This window comes from Lentzea sp. NPDC051213, assembly GCF_044455585.1.
In the GTDB taxonomy this organism is placed as follows: Bacteria; Actinomycetota; Actinomycetes; order Mycobacteriales; family Pseudonocardiaceae; genus Lentzea.
The window spans coordinates 58,851-76,445 of record NZ_JBITEX010000011.1 but is presented as its reverse complement, the minus strand read 5'-3'; the positions used below and the strand labels follow the sequence as shown (position 1 = coordinate 76,445).

The 17,595-nt window shown below is 69.6% G+C and carries 19 protein-coding genes; 5 read left to right on the top strand and 14 right to left on the bottom strand.

Annotation, left to right across the window (positions count from 1 at the left end; translation table 11 throughout):
- Nucleotides 1–77 precede the first annotated feature (77 nt).
- The 9 genes from ACIA8G_RS38650 to rimP form a co-directional block, all read right to left on the bottom strand.
- The gene (locus ACIA8G_RS38650; protein ID WP_396423738.1) at nt 78–1,379 is read right to left on the bottom strand and encodes an MATE family efflux transporter; all 1,302 of its coding nucleotides are present in this window, start codon (nt 1,377–1,379) and stop codon (nt 78–80) included.
- Nucleotides 1,380–2,249: 870 nt separating this feature from the next.
- On the bottom strand, nt 2,250–3,383 hold the full coding sequence (locus ACIA8G_RS38645) for an ROK family protein (RefSeq protein WP_396423737.1): 1,134 nt from the start codon (nt 3,381–3,383) through the stop codon (nt 2,250–2,252).
- On the bottom strand, nt 3,380–4,366 hold the full coding sequence (locus ACIA8G_RS38640; protein WP_396423736.1) for a bifunctional oligoribonuclease/PAP phosphatase NrnA: 987 nt from the start codon (nt 4,364–4,366) through the stop codon (nt 3,380–3,382). Before ACIA8G_RS38640 ends, ACIA8G_RS38645 begins: the two co-directional genes overlap by 4 nt.
- Before the next feature lie 115 nt (nt 4,367–4,481).
- A complete protein-coding gene (gene rbfA, locus ACIA8G_RS38635) occupies nt 4,482–4,931 on the bottom strand; it encodes a 30S ribosome-binding factor RbfA (RefSeq protein ID WP_396423735.1) in 450 nt (149 codons plus the stop codon).
- Between the two features lie 13 nt (nt 4,932–4,944).
- A complete protein-coding gene (locus tag ACIA8G_RS38630) occupies nt 4,945–5,241 on the bottom strand; it encodes a DUF503 domain-containing protein (protein ID WP_396423734.1) in 297 nt (98 codons plus the stop codon).
- A gap of 69 nt (nt 5,242–5,310) precedes the next feature.
- Nucleotides 5,311–8,481 (bottom strand): translation initiation factor IF-2, encoded by a 3,171-nt coding sequence (gene infB / locus ACIA8G_RS38625; RefSeq protein WP_396423733.1) that lies wholly within the window; start codon nt 8,479–8,481, stop codon nt 5,311–5,313.
- A 76-nt stretch (nt 8,482–8,557) separates the two neighbouring features.
- Entirely contained in the window at nt 8,558–8,809 is a 252-nt protein-coding gene (locus ACIA8G_RS38620) for a YlxR family protein (protein WP_396423967.1), read from the bottom strand.
- 126 nt (nt 8,810–8,935) lie between these two features.
- On the bottom strand, nt 8,936–9,949 hold the full coding sequence (gene nusA, locus ACIA8G_RS38615) for a transcription termination factor NusA (RefSeq protein WP_396423732.1): 1,014 nt from the start codon (nt 9,947–9,949) through the stop codon (nt 8,936–8,938).
- Entirely contained in the window at nt 9,946–10,470 is a 525-nt protein-coding gene (gene rimP / locus ACIA8G_RS38610; protein WP_396423731.1) for a ribosome maturation factor RimP, read from the bottom strand. Before rimP ends, nusA begins: the two co-directional genes overlap by 4 nt.
- Nucleotides 10,471–10,598: 128 nt before the next feature.
- On the opposite strand from rimP, the gene ACIA8G_RS38605 reads away from it, so the two are divergent.
- A complete protein-coding gene (locus tag ACIA8G_RS38605) occupies nt 10,599–11,042 on the top strand; it encodes a hypothetical protein (protein WP_396423730.1) in 444 nt (147 codons plus the stop codon).
- Nucleotides 11,039–11,467 carry a ferritin-like domain-containing protein gene (locus ACIA8G_RS38600; protein WP_396423729.1) on the top strand — a complete coding sequence of 143 codons (429 nt, stop codon included), beginning with the start codon at nt 11,039–11,041 and terminating at the stop codon, nt 11,465–11,467. The genes ACIA8G_RS38605 and ACIA8G_RS38600 overlap by 4 nt, the downstream gene beginning before the upstream one ends.
- 59 nt (nt 11,468–11,526) lie before the next feature.
- Here ACIA8G_RS38600 and ACIA8G_RS38595 read toward each other — a convergent pair whose 3' ends face one another.
- From ACIA8G_RS38595 to ACIA8G_RS38580, 4 genes are read right to left on the bottom strand one after another with little or no spacing between them, the layout of a single operon-like run.
- The gene (locus ACIA8G_RS38595; protein ID WP_396423728.1) at nt 11,527–12,282 is read right to left on the bottom strand and encodes a hypothetical protein; all 756 of its coding nucleotides are present in this window, start codon (nt 12,280–12,282) and stop codon (nt 11,527–11,529) included.
- A 25-nt stretch (nt 12,283–12,307) separates the two neighbouring features.
- A complete protein-coding gene (locus ACIA8G_RS38590; protein ID WP_396423727.1) occupies nt 12,308–13,261 on the bottom strand; it encodes an aminotransferase class V-fold PLP-dependent enzyme in 954 nt (317 codons plus the stop codon).
- A complete protein-coding gene (locus ACIA8G_RS38585) occupies nt 13,254–13,718 on the bottom strand; it encodes a DUF4442 domain-containing protein (RefSeq protein WP_396423726.1) in 465 nt (154 codons plus the stop codon). Before ACIA8G_RS38585 ends, ACIA8G_RS38590 begins: the two co-directional genes overlap by 8 nt.
- 11 nt (nt 13,719–13,729) lie before the next feature.
- Nucleotides 13,730–14,683: a glycosyltransferase gene (locus ACIA8G_RS38580; protein ID WP_396423725.1), complete on the bottom strand. Its 954-nt coding sequence runs from the start codon at nt 14,681–14,683 to the stop codon at nt 13,730–13,732.
- 32 nt (nt 14,684–14,715) lie between these two features.
- Here ACIA8G_RS38580 and ACIA8G_RS38575 point away from each other — a divergent pair, with 32 nt between their 5' ends.
- Together ACIA8G_RS38575 and ACIA8G_RS38570 are read left to right on the top strand one after the other, a co-directional pair.
- On the top strand, nt 14,716–15,273 hold the full coding sequence (locus ACIA8G_RS38575; RefSeq protein ID WP_396423724.1) for a sugar O-acetyltransferase: 558 nt from the start codon (nt 14,716–14,718) through the stop codon (nt 15,271–15,273).
- A 4-nt stretch (nt 15,274–15,277) separates the two neighbouring features.
- Complete coding sequence (locus ACIA8G_RS38570) at nt 15,278–15,685, top strand: YjbQ family protein (protein ID WP_396423723.1); 408 nt, start codon at nt 15,278–15,280, stop codon at nt 15,683–15,685.
- Here the strand turns inward: ACIA8G_RS38570 and ACIA8G_RS38565 are convergent.
- Nucleotides 15,581–16,540, bottom strand: a complete 960-nt coding sequence (locus ACIA8G_RS38565; protein WP_396423722.1) for an ABC transporter permease — start codon at nt 16,538–16,540, stop codon at nt 15,581–15,583. The genes ACIA8G_RS38570 and ACIA8G_RS38565 overlap by 105 nt on opposite strands.
- 121 nt (nt 16,541–16,661) lie before the next feature.
- Between ACIA8G_RS38565 and ACIA8G_RS38560 the strand changes: the two genes are divergently transcribed.
- On the top strand, nt 16,662–17,594 hold the full coding sequence (locus ACIA8G_RS38560; protein ID WP_396423721.1) for a hypothetical protein: 933 nt from the start codon (nt 16,662–16,664) through the stop codon (nt 17,592–17,594).
- Nucleotide 17,595: the final 1 nt, after the last annotated feature.

Sequence of the window (17,595 nt, the reverse complement as noted above, 5' to 3'; positions counted from 1 at the left end):
CATTAGTTACATCGCCTAAACAACCTTCTTGGTAACGATTTCATGCCGTGAGGTCGAACACAGCGCCCGTTCGGGCGTCACCTGACCGCCCCCTCGACGGCCCACTCCCCCGACCGCGTGCGCCACACCACCGCAACGAGTCGCAACACCATGAACGCCGACAGCCCGGTCCAGATCCCGGCAAGCCCCCACCCGAACGCGTACGAGGCCCACACCAGCGGCAGGAACCCGATCACCGCGGACCCGAGCGTCGCCGTCCGCATGAACTTCACGTCCCCGGCCCCCAGCAACACCCCGTCCAACGCGAACACCACGCCCGCGATCGGTTGCAGCGCAACGAAGAACCACCATGCGTTAGGAATCTCGGCCAGCACGCCCGCATCAGACGTGAAGGCGCGCGGCAACACCGTCACCAGCGCCGCGAACAGCACCCCAAGCCCGATCCCGAACACCAGCCCGTAACGCGTGACCTGCCAGGCAAGCTTCTCGGCCTGCTTAGCTTTTGACGCCCCCAACGCCGCCCCAACGAGCGACTGCGCGGCAATAGCCAGCGAGTCCAACACCAGCGCAAGGAACGTCCAAAGCTGCAACACGACCTGATGCGCCCCCACGGCCGCAATGGACGTCCGCGCCGCCACCGACGCCGCACTGATGAAGCACGCCTGGAACGCCAAACTGCGCAACACCAGATCACGCCCCATGCCAAGCTGCGCGCGCATGGCCCCCCAATGCGGCGTGAGCGGCACACGTTCCGCGAACAGCGCCTTGAAGAAGAGCCCCGCCGACAACACCTGAGCCACAACATTCGCGACCGCGGAGCCCTCCAACCCCCAGCCCGCGCCGTACACGAGCGCCGGGCAAAGCACCGCGCTGATGCCGTTGCCGACCAGGATGTACTTCAGGGGCCGCTTGGTGTCCTGAACACCGCGCATCCACCCGTTGCCGGCCATCGTCACGAGGATGAACGGCGCCCCGAACAACGCAATGCGCACCCACTCGACAGCCGCATCCGCCACGGCCCCACCACCCGCGAGCAACCCCGCCAACGGCCGCGCGAACACCTGCCCAAGCACCACCACGAGCACCCCGGCCGCCAACGCCAGCCAGGTCGCCTGGACGCCTTCCTTGACCGCCTCGTCGCGCCGACCGGCACCGTGCAACCGCGCCGTGCGCGCCGTCGTGCCGTACGAGAGGAACGTCAGCTGCGTCGACACCTGGGTGAGCAGCACCCCGCCCAGCGCGAGGCCGGCCAGCGGCAGTGCCCCCAGGTGCCCGACCACCGCCGTGTCGACTAGCACGTACAACGGCTCGGCGGCCAGGACGCCCAGCGCCGGCACTGCCAAGCCGATCACCCGCCGTGCGGGAACCCGATCCTCCACCTGACGAACCTACGGTCTGGGGAAGGGCTTCCTGGGGTTTAGCGATGGAAAGCACTTGGGCTCGGGGTGTGCGCGGCTCTGGGGGCAGGTTCGGTGTGGGCACCGGGGCACCTGGGCGCCGGGGCACCTGGGCACAGAGGCACCAGGGCTCGGCGGCACCAGGGCTCGGCGGCACCAGGGCTCGGCGGCACCAGGGCTCGGCGGCACCAGGGCTCGGCGTCGCTAGGCACGGCGCCACAGGCACGGCGCTGGGGGTCCGTGCTACCCGCGCTTGGTACCACCCCCAGGCGCGGCGCCAGGCCTCGCGCCACCAGACACAACCGGGCTCCACACCGCCAAGCGCGCCGCCAAGCGCGCCGCCAAGCGCGCCGCCAAGCACGACACCAGCCCCGGCACCGGGGCACGGGGCACCAGGCGCGGTCTCACCAGTCCCGGCACCGGAGCTCCACCCCACCAGGCACGGCCTCACCAGTCCCGGCATCGGGGCACCACCCCACCTGGCACGACACCAGTCCCGGCACCGGTGCACCACCCCACCTGGCACGACACCAGGCCCGGCACCGGGGCTCCACCCCACCAGGCACGACACCAGGCCCGGCACCGGGGCTCCACCCCACCAGGCTCCACGCCACCAAGCACATGGTTCACCAAGCTCGGCGTCACCAAGCTCGATACGACACCCGCCCGCTCACCGCGCGCAGGCCCGCACTCCTACCGCCGACGCATCCCAAGCCCAAACCCCACACCACCCCGACCCAGCCAGCCCACAACCAACCCCGCCCGCTCACCCCGCGCTTCCTCATCCAGCGAGATCCGCAGACCAGCAGATCAGGACACCCACCCCACCAAGTTCACCCGATCAGGGGCGACCTAAGCCTGCTGAGGCAGCCCAAACACCTGCTCCCGAGCCACCGCCAAAGCCGAATGCAACGCCCCAGACCGCACCGGATTAGCAGTGAGCTGCGCCAACTGCACCGAAGTACGCGGCACAACCAGCTTCAACAACTCCACCGATACCAGCTCGCACAACGCCTCACCACCAGCCTGCGCCACCCCACCCGACAGCAACACAAGCTCCGGATCGAGCACACAAACGACGTTCGCCAACCCCAAAGCGATCCTACGAGCGAGGTCCGACAGAAAAGCGCGACCTTCGGTCCCCGCGGTCAGCGCGTGGGCGACCGCCTCCAGACCCGAGGGCGCATCGATGCCGTGCGAAGCCGCCAGCTCCACGATCGCGTCGCAGTCCACCTGGTCGCCGTAGCGGCCGCCGGGCACCTGCATCGAGTCGACCTCGCCGGCGCCTCCTGTGACGCCGCGCAGCAGCACGCCGTTGATGACCACCGCCGAGCCGATCTCGTCGGCCGGCCAGAACAGCACGAAGTTCTTGACCCCGACCGCGCGGCCGGAGCTCATCTCCTCCAGCGCGGCGAGGTTGATGTCGTTCTCGATCGACACCGACGTGCCCAGGAGCTCGCGCAGCGTCGAGGGCAGGTCGACGTCCACCAGACCGGGCAGGTGCGGGGCGAAGCCCAGGTGGCCGGTCGACGGGTCCACCGCGCCGGGCGTTCCCACCACGACGTGCGAGAGCGCTTCCAGGGTCAGGCCGGCCAGGGCCGCCGTCTTCTGCACTGTCTCGCGGAACGCCTGCAGCGTGTGTTCCTTGGGCATCGGCGCGCTGTGTTCGGCCAGCAGCGATCCGGTGATGTCCGCGATCACGACGTCGATCAGGTCCGGCGTCAGCGCCACCGCGGCCACGTAGCCGACGCCGCCGTTGACTGCCCACATCTGCGCGCGCGGGCCTCGGCCGCCGCCTCGTAGGCCGGTGCGGACGACCATGCCGTCTTCTTCGAGCCTTGCGAGCAGTTGGGCGGTCGCGGGCTTCGACAGGCCGATGACCTCTTCCAGCTCGGCCCGCGTCATCGAGCCGCTGCGCAGCAACGTCTCGATCGCCGCTCGGTCGTTGATCTCCCGCAGCAGTCGCGGGCTCCCTGTCCGTGTCATGACTCCACCTGCTCCAACGCGCCCTTCAGCGCGGCAACGACCTGCTCCGCGGTCCCGTTGAAGGTGAACCCGGCCGCCAGCCGGTGCCCACCACCCCCGAGTACCTGCGCCACCTCGCGCACGTCGACCCGGCTGACGGCGCGCAGGGACACCGACCAGAACTCCGGTCGCAACTCCTTCAGCACCGCGGCCACCTCGGCCTCGGAGGTGGAGCGCACGACGTCGATCACGCTCTCCACCTCTTCGCTGCGCACCTCGAGGGTGTCGTCCTGGCCCACCACCGCGTGCACGAGCCCGAGTCCGCCGGCGGCCTGCTGGTCCAGTTCGGCCTTGGCCAGCACGCGCGACAGCATGCGCAGGTACGCGAACGGGTGCGCGTCCATCAACGGCCGTGTCACCGCATAGGCGTCCACGCCGGTCTCAAGCAGCCTCGCGGCGGTGTGGTGAGCGTCCGGCCCGGCCTTGCGGAAGCCGCCGGTGTCCGTCACCAGGCCTGCGTAGATGCAGCGGGCGATCGGCTCGTCGATTTCGACGTCCATCTCGTCGAGCAGCTTCAGAGCGATCAACGCCGTCGCCTCGGCGTGCTCGTCGATGCAGTGCACAGTCCCGTAGCGGGTGTTCGACACGTGGTGGTCGATGACGATGACCGGCCCGGTGGCCTGCGCGACCCGCCCGGCCAGCGGGCCGAGCCTCTGCAGACTTCCCGTGTCCATGACGACGAGCAGTTCCGGCGCCTCCGGCACCTCGTCGCGGTGCACCAGGAGACCGGCCGTGTCCAGCGCCTTGAGCGATTCCGGCACGTCCTCGGGCTCGCCGAACGCCACCCGCACGGCTACCCCGCGCCGATGCAGCGCGAGCCCCACCGCCAACGCACTCCCGAGCGTGTCCGCGTCGGGGTTGATGTGACTCAGCAGGGTCACATCACGGGCGCCGGCCAGCAACCGCGCGGCCTCGGCAATGGTGGTGCTCAGGTCGTCTGCCACAGGGAGACGTTAGCCGTTCACCGTCTCAATTTGCTGCAGGGCACCCCTTAAACAGGGTAGTTTCCATCCCATAGACAGACCAAAGGGACCGCCCAGTGTGGACGGTCCCGTCTGCTCAGTCCTCGTCTTCGGCCTCACGCGGCGCCTTGTACGGGTCCGCTTCCCCCGAGGGAGAAGCGCCGGACGCCAGCCGGGCGACCTCGGCATCGGCCGCCCGAGCCTGGGCCAGCAGCTCTTCCATCTTCCGAGCCGTGTCCGGCACGGTGTCCGTCATGAACGTCAGCGTGGGCGTGAACCGGACCCCGGTCTGCTGCCCCACCATCGAGCGCAGCACACCCTTGGCCTTCTCCAGAGCAGCAGCTGCCCCGGCGAGGTCGGGCTCGGAGTCCAGGCGCTCGCCCAGAACCGTGTAGTACACCGTCGCGTCGTGCAGGTCCCCGGTCACCTTCGTGTCGGTGATGGTGACCCGAGCCAGACGAGGGTCCTTGACCTCATGCTCCAAAGCCGAAGCGACGATCTGTGAGATCCGCTTGGCGAGCTTGCGGGCACGTGCCGTGTCGGCCACGAGCCTCCCCTTCCTAGTCGTCCTCCGGCCCGACGAAACGAGTCCGGGCGGAGAGCAGTTCCAGTTCGGGACGTCCGGCGACCAGCCTTTCACAGGCGGCCAGGACGTCCCGGACATGTTCCAGGTCAGCGGCGACAGCCGCTACCCCGATCAGACCGCGCCGATGCAGGTCGAGATGACCGGCCTCGGAGACAGCGACCTCGAAGCGCTTGCGCAGTTCGGCCACGAGAGGCCGCACCACCGAGCGCTTCTCCTTCAACGAGTGGACGTCACCGAGCAACACGTCCAGTTCCAGAGCCCCCACGTACATGGGCAAGATCCTCCAGCGAAAAGGGGTGCGGAGCCACCGTTTAAAATGGCTCCGCACCCCATCAGAACGCTAGGCGCGCGGCTTCTCGCGCATCTCGAAGGTCTCGATGATGTCCTCGAGCTTGAGATCGCTGTAGTTGCCGAGCGTCAGACCACACTCGAAGCCCTCGCGGACCTCGGTGGCGTCGTCCTTGAACCGCTTGAGCGAGCTGATCGGGAGGTTCTCCGCGATCACCTTGCCGTCACGGATCAGGCGAGCGCGCGCGTTGCGGCGGATCTCGCCCGACAGGACCATGCAGCCTGCGATCGTGCCGACCTTGGAGGACTTGAAGACGTCCCGGACCTCGGCGCGGCCGAGCTGGACCTCCTCGAACTCCGGCTTGAGCAGGCCCTTGAGGGCGGCCTCGATCTCGTCGATGGCCTGGTAGATGACCGTGTAGTACCGGACGTCCACGCCCTCGCGGTTCGCGAGCTCGGTCGCCTTGCCCTCGGCCCGGACGTTGAAGCCCAGGACGATGGCGGAGCCGGCCACGGCGAGGTTGATGTCGCCTTCGGTGATGCCACCGACACCGCGGTGGATCACGCGAAGCTCGACGTCGTCGCCGACCTCGATCTTCATGAGCGCGTCCTCGAGGGCCTCGACGGTACCCGAGTTGTCACCCTTGATGATCAAGGTGAGTGCCGAAGTCTCCTTCAGCGCGGCGTCCAGGTCTTCCAGGCTGACGCGCTTGCGCTTCGCGGCGTTGGCAGCGTTGCGGGTGCGGGCCTGACGACGCTCGGCGATCTGGCGGGCGACGCGGTCCTCGTCGACGACGAGGAACGAGTCACCGGCGCGCGGCACCGAGGTCAGACCGATGACCTGCACCGGACGCGACGGGGTCGCGACGGTGACGTCATCGCCGTGCTCGTCGACCATGCGGCGGACACGACCGTACGCGTCACCCGCGACGATCGAGTCACCCACGCGCAGCGATCCGCGCTGGACGAGCACAGTGGCGACCGGACCGCGACCGCGGTCGAGGTGCGCCTCGATCGCGACACCCTGGGCCTCCATGTCCGGGTTGGCCCGGAGGTCCAGCGAGGCGTCGGCGGTCAACAGGATGGCCTCGAGGAGGCTGTCGATGTTGATGCCCTGCTTCGCGGAGATGTCGACGAACATCGTGTCGCCGCCATATTCCTCGGCGACCAGTCCGTACTCGGTCAGCTGCTGACGGATCTTGGAGGGGTTCGCACCCTCCTTGTCGATCTTGTTCACCGCGACCACGATCGGCGCGGAGGCCGCCTGGGCGTGGTTGATCGCTTCCACCGTCTGCGGCATCACGCCGTCGTCAGCGGCGACGACGATGACCGCGATGTCGGTCGCGTTCGCACCACGGGCACGCATGGCGGTGAACGCCTCGTGACCGGGGGTGTCGATGAAGGTGATGAGCCGCGGGTTGCCCTCGAGCTCGGTCTGCACCTGGTACGCACCGATGTGCTGGGTGATGCCACCGGCCTCGCCCTCGTGCACCTTCGCCTTGCGGATGGTGTCGAGGAGTCGCGTCTTACCGTGGTCGACGTGACCCATGACGGTCACGACCGGCGGACGGATCTGGAGGTCGTCCTCGTCACCGGCGTCTTCGCCGTAGGTGATGTCGAACGTCTCCAGCAGCTCGCGGTCCTCCTCCTCGGGGGACACGACCTGCACGACGTAGTTCATCTCGGAGCCGAGCAGCTCCAGGATCTCGTCGGACACCGACTGGGTCGCCGTGACCATCTCGCCCAGGTGGAACAGCACCTGCACGAGCGACGCCGGGTTGGCGTTGATCTTGTCGGCGAAGTCGGTCAGCGAGGCACCGCGCGGCAGGCGGATCGTCTCGCCCTGCCCCTTGGGCAGGCGGACGCCACCGACCGAAGGCGCCTGCATGTTGTCCATGTACTCCTGGCGCTTCTGCCGCTTGGACTTGCGTCCACGACGCGCCGGACCACCCGGACGACCGAAGGCACCAGCGGTACCGCCGCGGCCAGCGCCGCCGCCACCACCGGGACGACCGCGGAAACCGCCGCCACCACCGGCCGGGGCACCGCCACCAGCGCCGCCACCGCCACCAGGACGGAAGCCACCGCCACCGCCACCGCCGCCACCGGGACGGAAGCCACCGCCACCGCCACCGCCGCCACCGGGACGGAAGCCGCCACCGCCGCCACCGCCACCGCCGCCACCAGGGCCGCCGCGGAAGCCGCCACCGCCGCCGCCCCCACCGGGACGACCGCCGCCACCGCCGCCGCCACCGGGACGGCCACCGCCGCCACCGCCAGGACCAGGACGGTTACCGGCCGGACGACCCGGCATCATGCCGGGGTTCGGGCGCGGAGGCATGTTGCCGGGGTTCGGGCGAGGACCGCCCTGACCGGGACCGCTCGGACGCGGGCCGCCCTGACGGTCGCCACTGGGACGGGGACCGCCCTGACGATCGCGATCGCCACCGGGACGCGGGTTCGCCGGGCGCGGGTCGCCGGGCTTCGGGCCGGACGGCCGCTCGCGGTCGCCACCACCCTGCTCGGGACGCGGGCCGGGACGAGGCCCCGGACGCGGCGAGGGAGCGTTGCCGCCACCCACACCGAAGGGGTTGTTGCCCGGACGCGGGGCACGCGGGCCGGCAGGCTTGGGAGACTGCGGGCGCGGCGGCACCACGGACGGGGACTGCGCACCAGCCGACGCGGCCGGAGCCTGCGGCTGCTGCTGCGGAGCCGGGCGCGGGCCCGGACGCGGGTTGCTGCCCGGCTTGGAGCCGGCGGCCGGAGCCGCCTTCTCGGCGGCCGGAGCCGGCGCGGCAGCGGGTGCCGGAGCCTGGGCCGGCTGCGGAGCGGGTGCCGCGGGAGCCGGGGCCTGCGCGGCAGGAGCTGCCGCAGCGGGCTTGGGCGCCGGCGGGCGCGGGCTGGCCGGCCGCGGGCCAGGAGTGGCCTTCGGCGCGGCGGGCGCCGCTGACGTGCTGTCGGCCGCTGCGGGCTTCGCCTCCGCCGGAGCGGCGGGGGCGGCAGCAGCGGGTGCGGGTGCCTTGGGCTTCGGGGCGGCCGGCTTGGGAGCCGACGGCTTCGCCTTGGCTTCGTAGGCATCACGAAGCCGCCGGGCCACGGGGGCCTCGACGGTGGAGGATGCCGACTTGACGTATTCGCCTTGTTCGGCGAGCTTGTTCAGAACTTCCTTGCTCGTGACGCCGAGCTCTTTCGCGAGCTCGTGCACGCGGGCCTTGCCTGCCACTGCTCTCCTCTGTTGTGAGGCCGGCGGGCAAGTCCCATCGACCTCGTCTTAACGTCGCGCGTTCATGTCTTCAGCTTCACGGCTGACTCATGACGGGTCGACCTGCTTCCTTGTTTCCAGTTACCTGCTGGCCGCGGGGCTGTCCCGTGGCCAAGTGTTGCTCCATGTGCTCGCGCAGCGAAGCGACGTCGAGTGATCCCTGGACCCGCAGGGCCCGTGGGAACGCCCGTCGCCGCTCGGCGTTGCGCAGACATTCGAGATCGAAATGCAACCAAGCACCCCGACCAGGAAGCCGCCTGTGGAGGTCCGGAACTACCGAACCGTCCACCGCGACCACACGCAGCAGCTCAGAGGGCAACGTCCGAGTGCGGCATCCAATGCACGTACGAACAGGGCCGATGTGTTGGGTGACCGAACCCGACGTTGAACCGTTGATGAGTCTATCCCCTGGAGCTCATTCGGCCGAACTGGATGTGACCGCACCGGCGGCCGGGGCTTCCGCATCACTGCGGATGTCGATGCGCCAGCCGGTCAGGCGGGCGGCCAGGCGGGCGTTCTGCCCCTCCTTGCCGATCGCCAGCGACAGCTGGAAGTCCGGCACCACGACCCGCGCCGTCTTGGCACGCTCGTCGAGCACCCGCACAGACACAACCTTGGCCGGGGACAAGGCATTCCCGACGAACGTGGCGGGGTCGTCCGAGTAGTCGATGATGTCGATCTTCTCGCCACCGAGCTCGTGCATGACGTTGCGCACCCGAGCGCCCATGGGGCCGATGCACGCGCCCTTGGCGTTCACGCCGGAGACCGTCGTCTTGACCGCGATCTTCGAACGGTGACCTGCCTCACGTGCCACGGCGGGGATCTCGACCGTGCCGTCCGCGATCTCCGGGACCTCGAGGGCGAACAGCCGCCGCACGAGGTTCGGGTGCGTCCGCGAGAGAGCGATCTGCGGACCACGAGCGCCGCGAGAGACGCTCACGACGTAGCACTTGATGCGCTCGCCGTGGTTGTACTGCTCGCCCGGCACCTGCTCGGCCGGCGGCAGCACCCCCTCGGTGTCGCCGACCTGCACGACGACCATGCCGCGGGCGTTCGCGCGGGCGTCGCGCTGCACGACACCGGCGATGATCTCGCCCTCCTTGGCGGCGAACTCACCGAACGTGCGCTCGTGCTCGGCGTCGCGCAGACGCTGCAGGATGACCTGCCGCGCCGTGGTGGCCGCGATGCGGCCGAAGCCTTCGGGAGTGTCGTCCCACTCCTCCTGGACCGCGCCGTCCGGACCCAGGTCCTGCGCGATCACGCGGACGACACCGGTCTTGCGGTCGATCTCCACTCGCGAATGCGCGTGGTGCCCTTCGGTGTGCTTGTAGGCGGTCAGCAGTGCTGACTCGATCGCCTCGAGAACCGTTTCGAAGGGGATGTCCTTTTCACGTTCGATCGCCCTGAGGGCGGCGATGTCAACGTTCACCTCGGCTCCTCCTTCGGTGCTTTCCGAGTGAGCCGAGCCAGTTCCTCGACCGGCGGCTGCTTGAACTCGATCTCCATGACCGCGCGTTCGATGTGTCGGTACTCCACGCGCTTCAGCTCGCCCTGGCGCAGCAGCTCGACCCCGGTCTCGTCGCACTCGCCGACCCGGCCGAACCACTCGGCCTGCTCGGCTTGCTTGATCTTCACGAGCCGGAGGTGCGCGCGCTTCCAGTGCCGCGGGTGCGTGAGGGGCCGGTCGACACCCGGTGAGGTGACCTCGAGGGTGTACGGCCCGTTGATGAGGTGGTCGTGCGCGTCGAGGGCGGCGGAGACCACTCGGCTCGCCTTGGCGACCTCGTCGAGCCCGATCCCGTCTTCGCCGTCCACCACGACCTTGACCAGACGGCGGCGCCCAGCCTGATTCACGTCGAGCGCGTCGAGGTCGAAGCCGGCGGCTTCGAGAGCTTCCCGCACAACGGGTGCTAGCTGCGCGGAAAGCTCTCCGCGCGGCGGGCTGGACACGTGGTGTCTCCTTCAGTTCGAACGCATGAAAACCCCGGCCGACGGTGTTTCGGCGGCCGTGGACGCTCAGACTATCTCTTTTGCCCGCCTCCCACCGCGCCGCACGGCTGCTGGCAATATGGGTTCACGTGATCTCCGATTCGGTCAGCCGCCGCCGCGTGCTGTTCGCGGTGGCCGCCGCACCGCTCGCCGTTGCGTGCACCACAAAGCCTCCACCACCTCCGCCGCCGGACCCGTTGTCGGCGCTGGCGGCTCAGGCCCGTGCCGACGCCGTGCTGGCCACGACGCTCACGACCGTGCCCGTGGCCGCGGAGATCGCCAAGGCCCGCGAGACGCACGCCCGCCTGCTGCAGGCCGAGGTCGACCGCGAACGGCCACCGCTGTCCTCGACCGTCCCGCCGGTGCCCACCACCCCGCCCACGCCACCGGATCCGCTGGCGGCCCTGCGCACCGCGCTCGACGACGCAGTCCGCGACGCCTCGATGGTGGTCGCCTCGCTGCCCGCGTACCGGGCAGGACTCGCCGGATCGGTGGCCGCCGGCTGCGCCTCGCTGCGGGAGGTGCTCGCATGAGCGTGGACGCCGTTCAGACCGCGCTCGGCACCGAGCACGCGGCGGTGTGGACGTACGGACTGGTGTCGGCCTTCCTCGGCAACCAGGCGGCCGCCGTCGCGGAGGGCGCGAACGCCCACCGGGCCCGCCGGGACCTGACCGAGCGGTGGCTGAAGGACCACGGCGCGACGCCGAACCCGCCCGCCGCCGCCTACCTGCCACCGTCCCCGGTCTCGGACGGGCCGTCCGCGCTCGCGGCGCTGGCCGCCGCCGAGCAGGACACCTGTGCCGCGTGGCGGGGCGTGCTGGAGCGAACCGACGAACCCGGGCTGCGGACGTCGGCGCTCGAGGCGCTGACGACGGCCGCGGTGCGGGCGACGCGGTGGCGCAAGATCGCGGGGACCAGCCCGGCGTCCATCACGATGCCGGGCGTGGCCTCGGGCTGACCGCAGGGCACGCGGGGACGTTGCGTGCTCTACAAGTGCACGAAAGCTCCCCGCGTGCGCTAGGCGAACGAGGACGCGAGTCTGAGCGCGTCCGCGGAGACCTTCTTCATCTCCTTGTTGTGGGCGAGGGCATCTGTGCCCCTGACCGGCGAGTCCGACTCGACGATCACGACCGCCTGGTCGCGTTGCTCGGAGGCGTACCCGCCGTTGGCCAGCGTGGTCAGCGGCGGCACGCTGATCGCCTTGTCCAGGACCAGGTCCTTGACGTTGCCGGTGCCGTCCTTCTGCGTCAGCTCCCTGAGCTGCCTGGCCTCGTCCGCCGTCCGCATCTTCACCACGGACACCGACGAGTACACGGTCCGGCCGTCCGGCAACTTGGCCGTGTAGAACGCACGCGTCAACTGCAGGCACGGGGTCGTCTTCAGGAAGGCCCCCGTCTGTCCCGACGCGTGGGCCGCGCAGTCGCTGTCCTTCACGGGATCCGGCAACTGCGGCACGGTGGTGAACTCGAACTCACCGGCGGTCTTCTGCGGCGTCGCCTGCGGCCGGTCGACCGGGTCCGACGGCTGCAGCACCCACCACACGAACCCCGACACCACCGCGACGCCGACGAGCGCCAGTGCCTTGCCCAGCCACGTCGTCTTGCGCTGCGGCGCGGGAGGCGGCACGGGCAGCTGCCCCTGGCGGTTGTCCATGATCGACTGGAGCTTCAACAGCTCGTCGGCCGGGTAGAGCGGCGCGGTGTCGGTCGGCCTCGGTGGGAAGCGGGGCAGGTTCTGGGTCACCTCTTCAGGTGACTGGCGTGGTTCCGACACAAGGACCCACGGTAACGGACGGCGGTCAGTCAAGCGCTGCGAGCACCCGATCAACGTCCTCGATCGTGTTGTAGATGTGACAGGCGAACCGCGTCCGACCTGCGCGAACCGACGACACGATGCCCGGAATGGGCGGTACGCCCGCTGAGACGATGGCCGAACCAGACCTCGGCTGCCCCAGCCCGGTCAGCAGCCGATCCGTCAGATCGAGGCAGTGCGCGCGGACGGCTTCCAGGTCCAGCGACGCCACCCATGGGAGCGCTACCGAGGCACCTACGTGGGCGAACCAGGTCGGCGAGAGGTCGAACCGCCGAGCGTCCGAACGGAGCACCAGCTCGGTCCCGTAGTTCTCCTCGGTGCTGTACCAGTTCGGCGCCAGCGGCCCGAGGAACTCCATGCGGTCCGGCCGGACCGCCATCCACGCCGCGCCTTTCGGAGCCATCAACCACTTGTACGAGACACCGACGACGAAATCGGCCCACGCCAACGACAGCGGCATCCACCCGGCGGCCTGCGAGACGTCCAGCAGCACCGGTTTGCCCGACGAGCGCAACGCCTCCAGGTCCGCGATCGCCCCGTCCGCGGACTGCACCACGCTCACCGCGACCAGATCGCATTCGTCCACTGTGGACACGATCTTGTGGCCGGCCGCGACGAACGGCAGCGTGACGCTGGTGAACTCGCCGTCCACGACGAAGACCTTCGAACCGGCCGGCAACGACCGGGCGACCAGCGAGGCGAACTGCGAGACCGTGGCGCCACACGCCACCGAGGTCGCGGGCACCCCGACCAGCCGGCCGAACGCCTCGCGCGAGATCTCGACCGCCTCGTTGAACGAGGACGACGTGTCCTCGCCGCGCCGCCACCGTTCGTGCGCAGCCGCCACCGCGTCGGCGACGTGCCGGGGCGGCACCCCGATGGACGCCGTGTTCAGGTAACCCGGCTGGACGTCGAAGACCGCGCCGAAGGCTTCACGCATGCGCGAGCTGCTTGTCGCGCTTGCGTCGCGCGTAGACCTGCTTGCGCACCTTGGCGATCACGGTCCCATCCTGCCCGACGACGTCGGTGTCGAACCAGACCAAGGACTTCTCACCGGAACGCGTCTGCGAAAGCACCTGGTCGACGTGCTCGTCGGTCAGCCGGAACTCGGCGTACACGGTGCCGCGGCCCGGCGCGACGAACTCGATCTCACCGGCCTGGTCCCACACCACGTGGTCGCGGCCGATCTGGTGGAACAGCAGCAACATCCAGAACGGGTCGGTCATCGCGAACAGCGACCCGCCGAAGTGCGTGCCGACGTAGTTGCGGTTCCAGGGGCGCAGACGCATCCGCACCCGTGCGTACCGGTAGTCCGGCGAGATCTCCAGCACGCGGATCCCGGCGAACAGGAACGGCGGCCACAGGTTCATCCCGAAGCGCAGGCGGCTTGCCTTCATAAAAAACAGTGTTACACAACGTCCGCCAGCATGTCTGCAACAACAGCGGGCGAAGGCATGTGACGTATCTCCCGCGCCACCTGACCAGCGGCTTCCCGGTACGAGGAGTCCACAAGCAACAGTCGCGCACTCTCCGCGATCAGCCCGGCACTGAACGCTTCCGGCCGCACCGCCGCACCCGCCGAGACGAGCGCGGCCGCGTTGCCGAACTGGTCGGCCCCCTGCGGCAGCACGACCTGGGGAACCCCCGCCGCCAGCGCGCCCAGCATCGTGCCGCTGCCACCGTGGTGGACGACGACATCCGCGTACCGCAGCACCTCCGCCTGAGGCAGCCACGGGTGCACGGTCACGTTCGGCGGCACGGCGGTGAGCTCCACCCGTGGCGCGGCGACGACCACCTGCGCGTCGGTGAGCTTCCCGAGACCCACGACGGCCTCGGCGAGCAGCTCCCGCGTGCCGAACGCGGTGCCGAGCGTCAGGTAGATCAGCTTGCCGGCGGTGCGCACCGGAACCTCGCCGGGTGGCGAGAAAGGCACCGGCCGCAACGGAATCCGGTCCTCCCCGAGGAACGCCCGGTCCTGCAACGAGGGCGGGCAGATGTCGACGTGCCGCCCGCCGACCGGCTTCACGAACCCGATGTTGTCGGGGAACATCCGCCCGAACCCGTGCCACAGCGCGGAAAACCCCCGGCGCCGAGCCTCGGACACGACCTCGGGCACCGCCCACTCGCCGATCACGAGATCCGGCAGCAGGCGCTCCAGTTCCGGCGCGATGTCCTCGGCGTAGATCTCCCCGAACACGAACCCCGGCCGGAACGGCCGCAACCCCAGCTTTCCCAGCACCCGGTGCATTTCCTCGCCGACGGCGAAGTGCACCTCGTGCCCCGCCTCGCGCATCGCGACCGCCAGCGGGATCAACGGGTAGGTGTGGCCGACGGAGGCCATGCTGGCGAAGATCACGCGCATGAAGTGAATGTACGCGCGGAATACTGCGGGCCATGGGAACCAACCGCGACAAGATGATCAACGGCGAGCCCTACCTCGCGATGGACCCCGAGCTGGAGCTCGACCGGCAACGAGCCTGGCGCGAGATGAACCGCTACAACGCGCTCGAGCCCGGTGACTACGAAGGCATGGGCGCGATCCTCAAAGACTTCGTCGCGGAGATCGGCGAGAACACCGTCCTGCTGCCACGCCTGCAGATCGAGTACGGGTACAACACCCGCATCGGCTCGAACAGCTTCATGAACTACGACGGGATCATCCTCGACTGCGGCCCGGTCACCATCGGCGACAACGTGATGATGGGCCCGCGGGTGCAGCTGCTGACGGCGTTGCACCCGATCGAGGACCACGAGGCGCGGGTGGCGGGCTGGGAGACCACCGCGCCGATCGTCATCGGGGACAAGGTGTGGTTCGGCGGCGGTGTGATCGTGTGTCCCGGTGTCACCATCGGGCACAACACGGTGGTCGGCGCCGGCAGCGTCGTGACGCGTGACCTGCCTGATCACGTGCTCGCGGTCGGCAACCCCGCGCGGGTGGTTCGTAGTATCTGACTCCATGCGCAGCGAGGAGATCCAGGTCCGCACCGGAGCCGAAGAGGTCGTGTACGACCTCACTCGGGACTGCGAGCGGTTCCTCAGCAGCGAGAACGGCGACGGCCTGCTGCACGTGTGGGTGCCGCACGCGACCGCCGGCGTGGCCATCATCGAGACGGGCGCGGGCAGCGACGACGACCTGCTGACCGCGCTCGAACGCATCCTGCCCCGCGACGTCAGGTGGCGGCACCGGCACGGCACCCCTGGCCACGGCCGTGACCACGTGATGCCCGCGCTGGTGCCGCCGTACGCGACGATCCCGGTACTAGGCGGTGTGCTGGCGCTGGGTACCTGGCAGTCGATCTGCCTCGTCGACACGAACGTCGACAACCCCGTCCGGACCGTCCGCCTGAGCTTCCTTGCCGGCTAGCGCGAGCACGAGACCGACGAGCGCGATCCCGCCGAACACCCACCACTCGGTGCCGATGGACCCGCCGTACATCAGGCTGCGCAACCCTTCGGTGGAGAACCGGAACGGCGTCCAGGACCACAGCACCGCGCGGTACACCGGGTTGAGCAGCTCCGGCACCTGCCCCGCGACCGCGGGTGCCATCAGGTAGAGCAGACCGAGCACGCCCATCGCGCGGATGCCGAGGTGCTTGAACAACCCGGCCTGCAGCAACGCGAACGACACGGCGACCGCCAGCAGGAAACCGAGCGCGCCCGCGGTGAACGTGACGCCCCACCAGGCCAGCAACCCGGCCACCGAACCGACGGTCAGCACGGCGGCCGTCAGCGACGACACCAGCCGCAACCGCCGGCCCTTGAGCACCACGAACAGCAGTCCGGCGACCATGCCACCGACCCACAGCAGTGCCGAGGCGGCGAGCGGCGCGGTGCGTTCGGCGGCGGACACGGCCTGGGTCTCGATCTTCACCGGCAGCCCGGCACCCTGCGCGACACCGGTCAGCACCTGCTGCGCGACCTGCGTGCCGGACGGGTTGACGGCCGGGTTCAGCCGGATCGTCGCCTGGCCGGGCGCGATCTCCAGGACGCCGTAGACCTCCTTGTCCGCCAACAGGGTCCGGGCCTGGTCGGCGGACACGACTCTGAGATCCACCTCCGCCGAATCGGCGGCCTGCACCCTCTCGGCGATCGGCGGCGGTGCCACGACCGCGAGCGGGACATCGTGCGGGTGCACGGTCGCCTGCACGCCGAACGTCAGCAACCCCAGGAGAAAAGCCACCGCCGCGCCTGCGACAGCGGTGACCAGCGCAGTACGCATCACGGGCCTCCAAAGTTCATCAGTCGTTGAATTCTATGGGCAGGACGCTACGCCCGACACGCACCGGAAGTCAACGCTTGATGAATTAAGGTCTGTCAGACCCACCAGGTACCGTTTGCGCGTGACTTACCCAGGTGGCGGCGGACAGGGCGGCTGGAACGACCAGCAGGGCTGGGGCCAGCAGCAGGGCGACCACCCGACCGGTGGTTACCAGACCGGCGGCTACCCCGGCACCGGCGGTTTCCCGCAGCAGGGTTACGGCGGTGCGTACGGCGGCCTCGGCGTGTACGGCGGGTTCGACAACGAGCCGCCGAAGAAGAGCAAGAAGACGCTCTTCCTGGTGCTCAGCGCGGTCGTGCTCGTGCTGCTGGTCGGCGGCGGCCTGACGTGGTTCCTGCTCTCGCGCGACTCCGGGGATCCCGGCGCGCAGAACGACCCGTCCACGCCGCAGAGCGCCTCGGCGCAGCCGAGCGACCCCGCCTGCGGCAAGAACGACGGCGTGACGTGCGTGCAGACCAGCCTCGGGTACACCTACGAGGTCCCCAAGAGCTGGGAAGTCATCGACGGGGCCAGCATCCCGGTCGAGAAGTACGACGGCATCTCGCTGACCGGCATCACCACGTACGGCGACTACAAGTGCGAGGACAAGCCGTACACGAAGGGCACCAACGGCGGCGCGCTGCTGCCCAAGGGCGACCTCAACAAGACGGCCACCGAGTTCACGAAGTCGCTGGCGACCCAGTACTACTCGTCGGGTGGTCAGCCCCAGGTGACGCTGACCGAGCCCAAGCCGGTGAAGATCCAGCACACGCAGAAGGACGGCAAGAAGGTCGTCGTCGACGGCGTGCAGGTCGACGCCACCGTCACCCAGTCGGCCAACAAGTGCCTGGCGAGCAAGGGCATGGTCAAGGTCATCATGCTCAACGGCAGCAACAAGCTGCACGTGCTGGCGATCAACGGCGACCTGGAGGGCGGTGGAGGCGGCACGACCCCGCCGCTGCCCAAGGAGGCCGAGCTGCAGAAGATGATCGACTCACTGGTGCCGACGACCTGAG

Bases quoted from the DNA above. Each gene is read 5' to 3' on its own strand.
- ACIA8G_RS38645 (WP_396423737.1), bottom strand. From the start codon at position 3,383: ATGACACGGACAGGGAGCCCGCGACTGCTGCGGGAGATCAACGACCGA.
- ACIA8G_RS38630 (WP_396423734.1), bottom strand. From the start codon at position 5,241: ATGTACGTGGGGGCTCTGGAACTGGACGTGTTGCTCGGTGACGTCCAC.
- ACIA8G_RS38600 (WP_396423729.1), top strand. From the start codon at position 11,039: ATGAGCGTGGACGCCGTTCAGACCGCGCTCGGCACCGAGCACGCGGCG.
- ACIA8G_RS38590 (WP_396423727.1), bottom strand. From the start codon at position 13,261: ATGCGTGAAGCCTTCGGCGCGGTCTTCGACGTCCAGCCGGGTTACCTG.
- ACIA8G_RS38585 (WP_396423726.1), bottom strand. From the start codon at position 13,718: ATGAAGGCAAGCCGCCTGCGCTTCGGGATGAACCTGTGGCCGCCGTTC.
- ACIA8G_RS38580 (WP_396423725.1), bottom strand. From the start codon at position 14,683: ATGCGCGTGATCTTCGCCAGCATGGCCTCCGTCGGCCACACCTACCCG.
- ACIA8G_RS38575 (WP_396423724.1), top strand. From the start codon at position 14,716: ATGGGAACCAACCGCGACAAGATGATCAACGGCGAGCCCTACCTCGCG.
- ACIA8G_RS38570 (WP_396423723.1), top strand. From the start codon at position 15,278: ATGCGCAGCGAGGAGATCCAGGTCCGCACCGGAGCCGAAGAGGTCGTG.
- ACIA8G_RS38565 (WP_396423722.1), bottom strand. From the start codon at position 16,540: ATGCGTACTGCGCTGGTCACCGCTGTCGCAGGCGCGGCGGTGGCTTTT.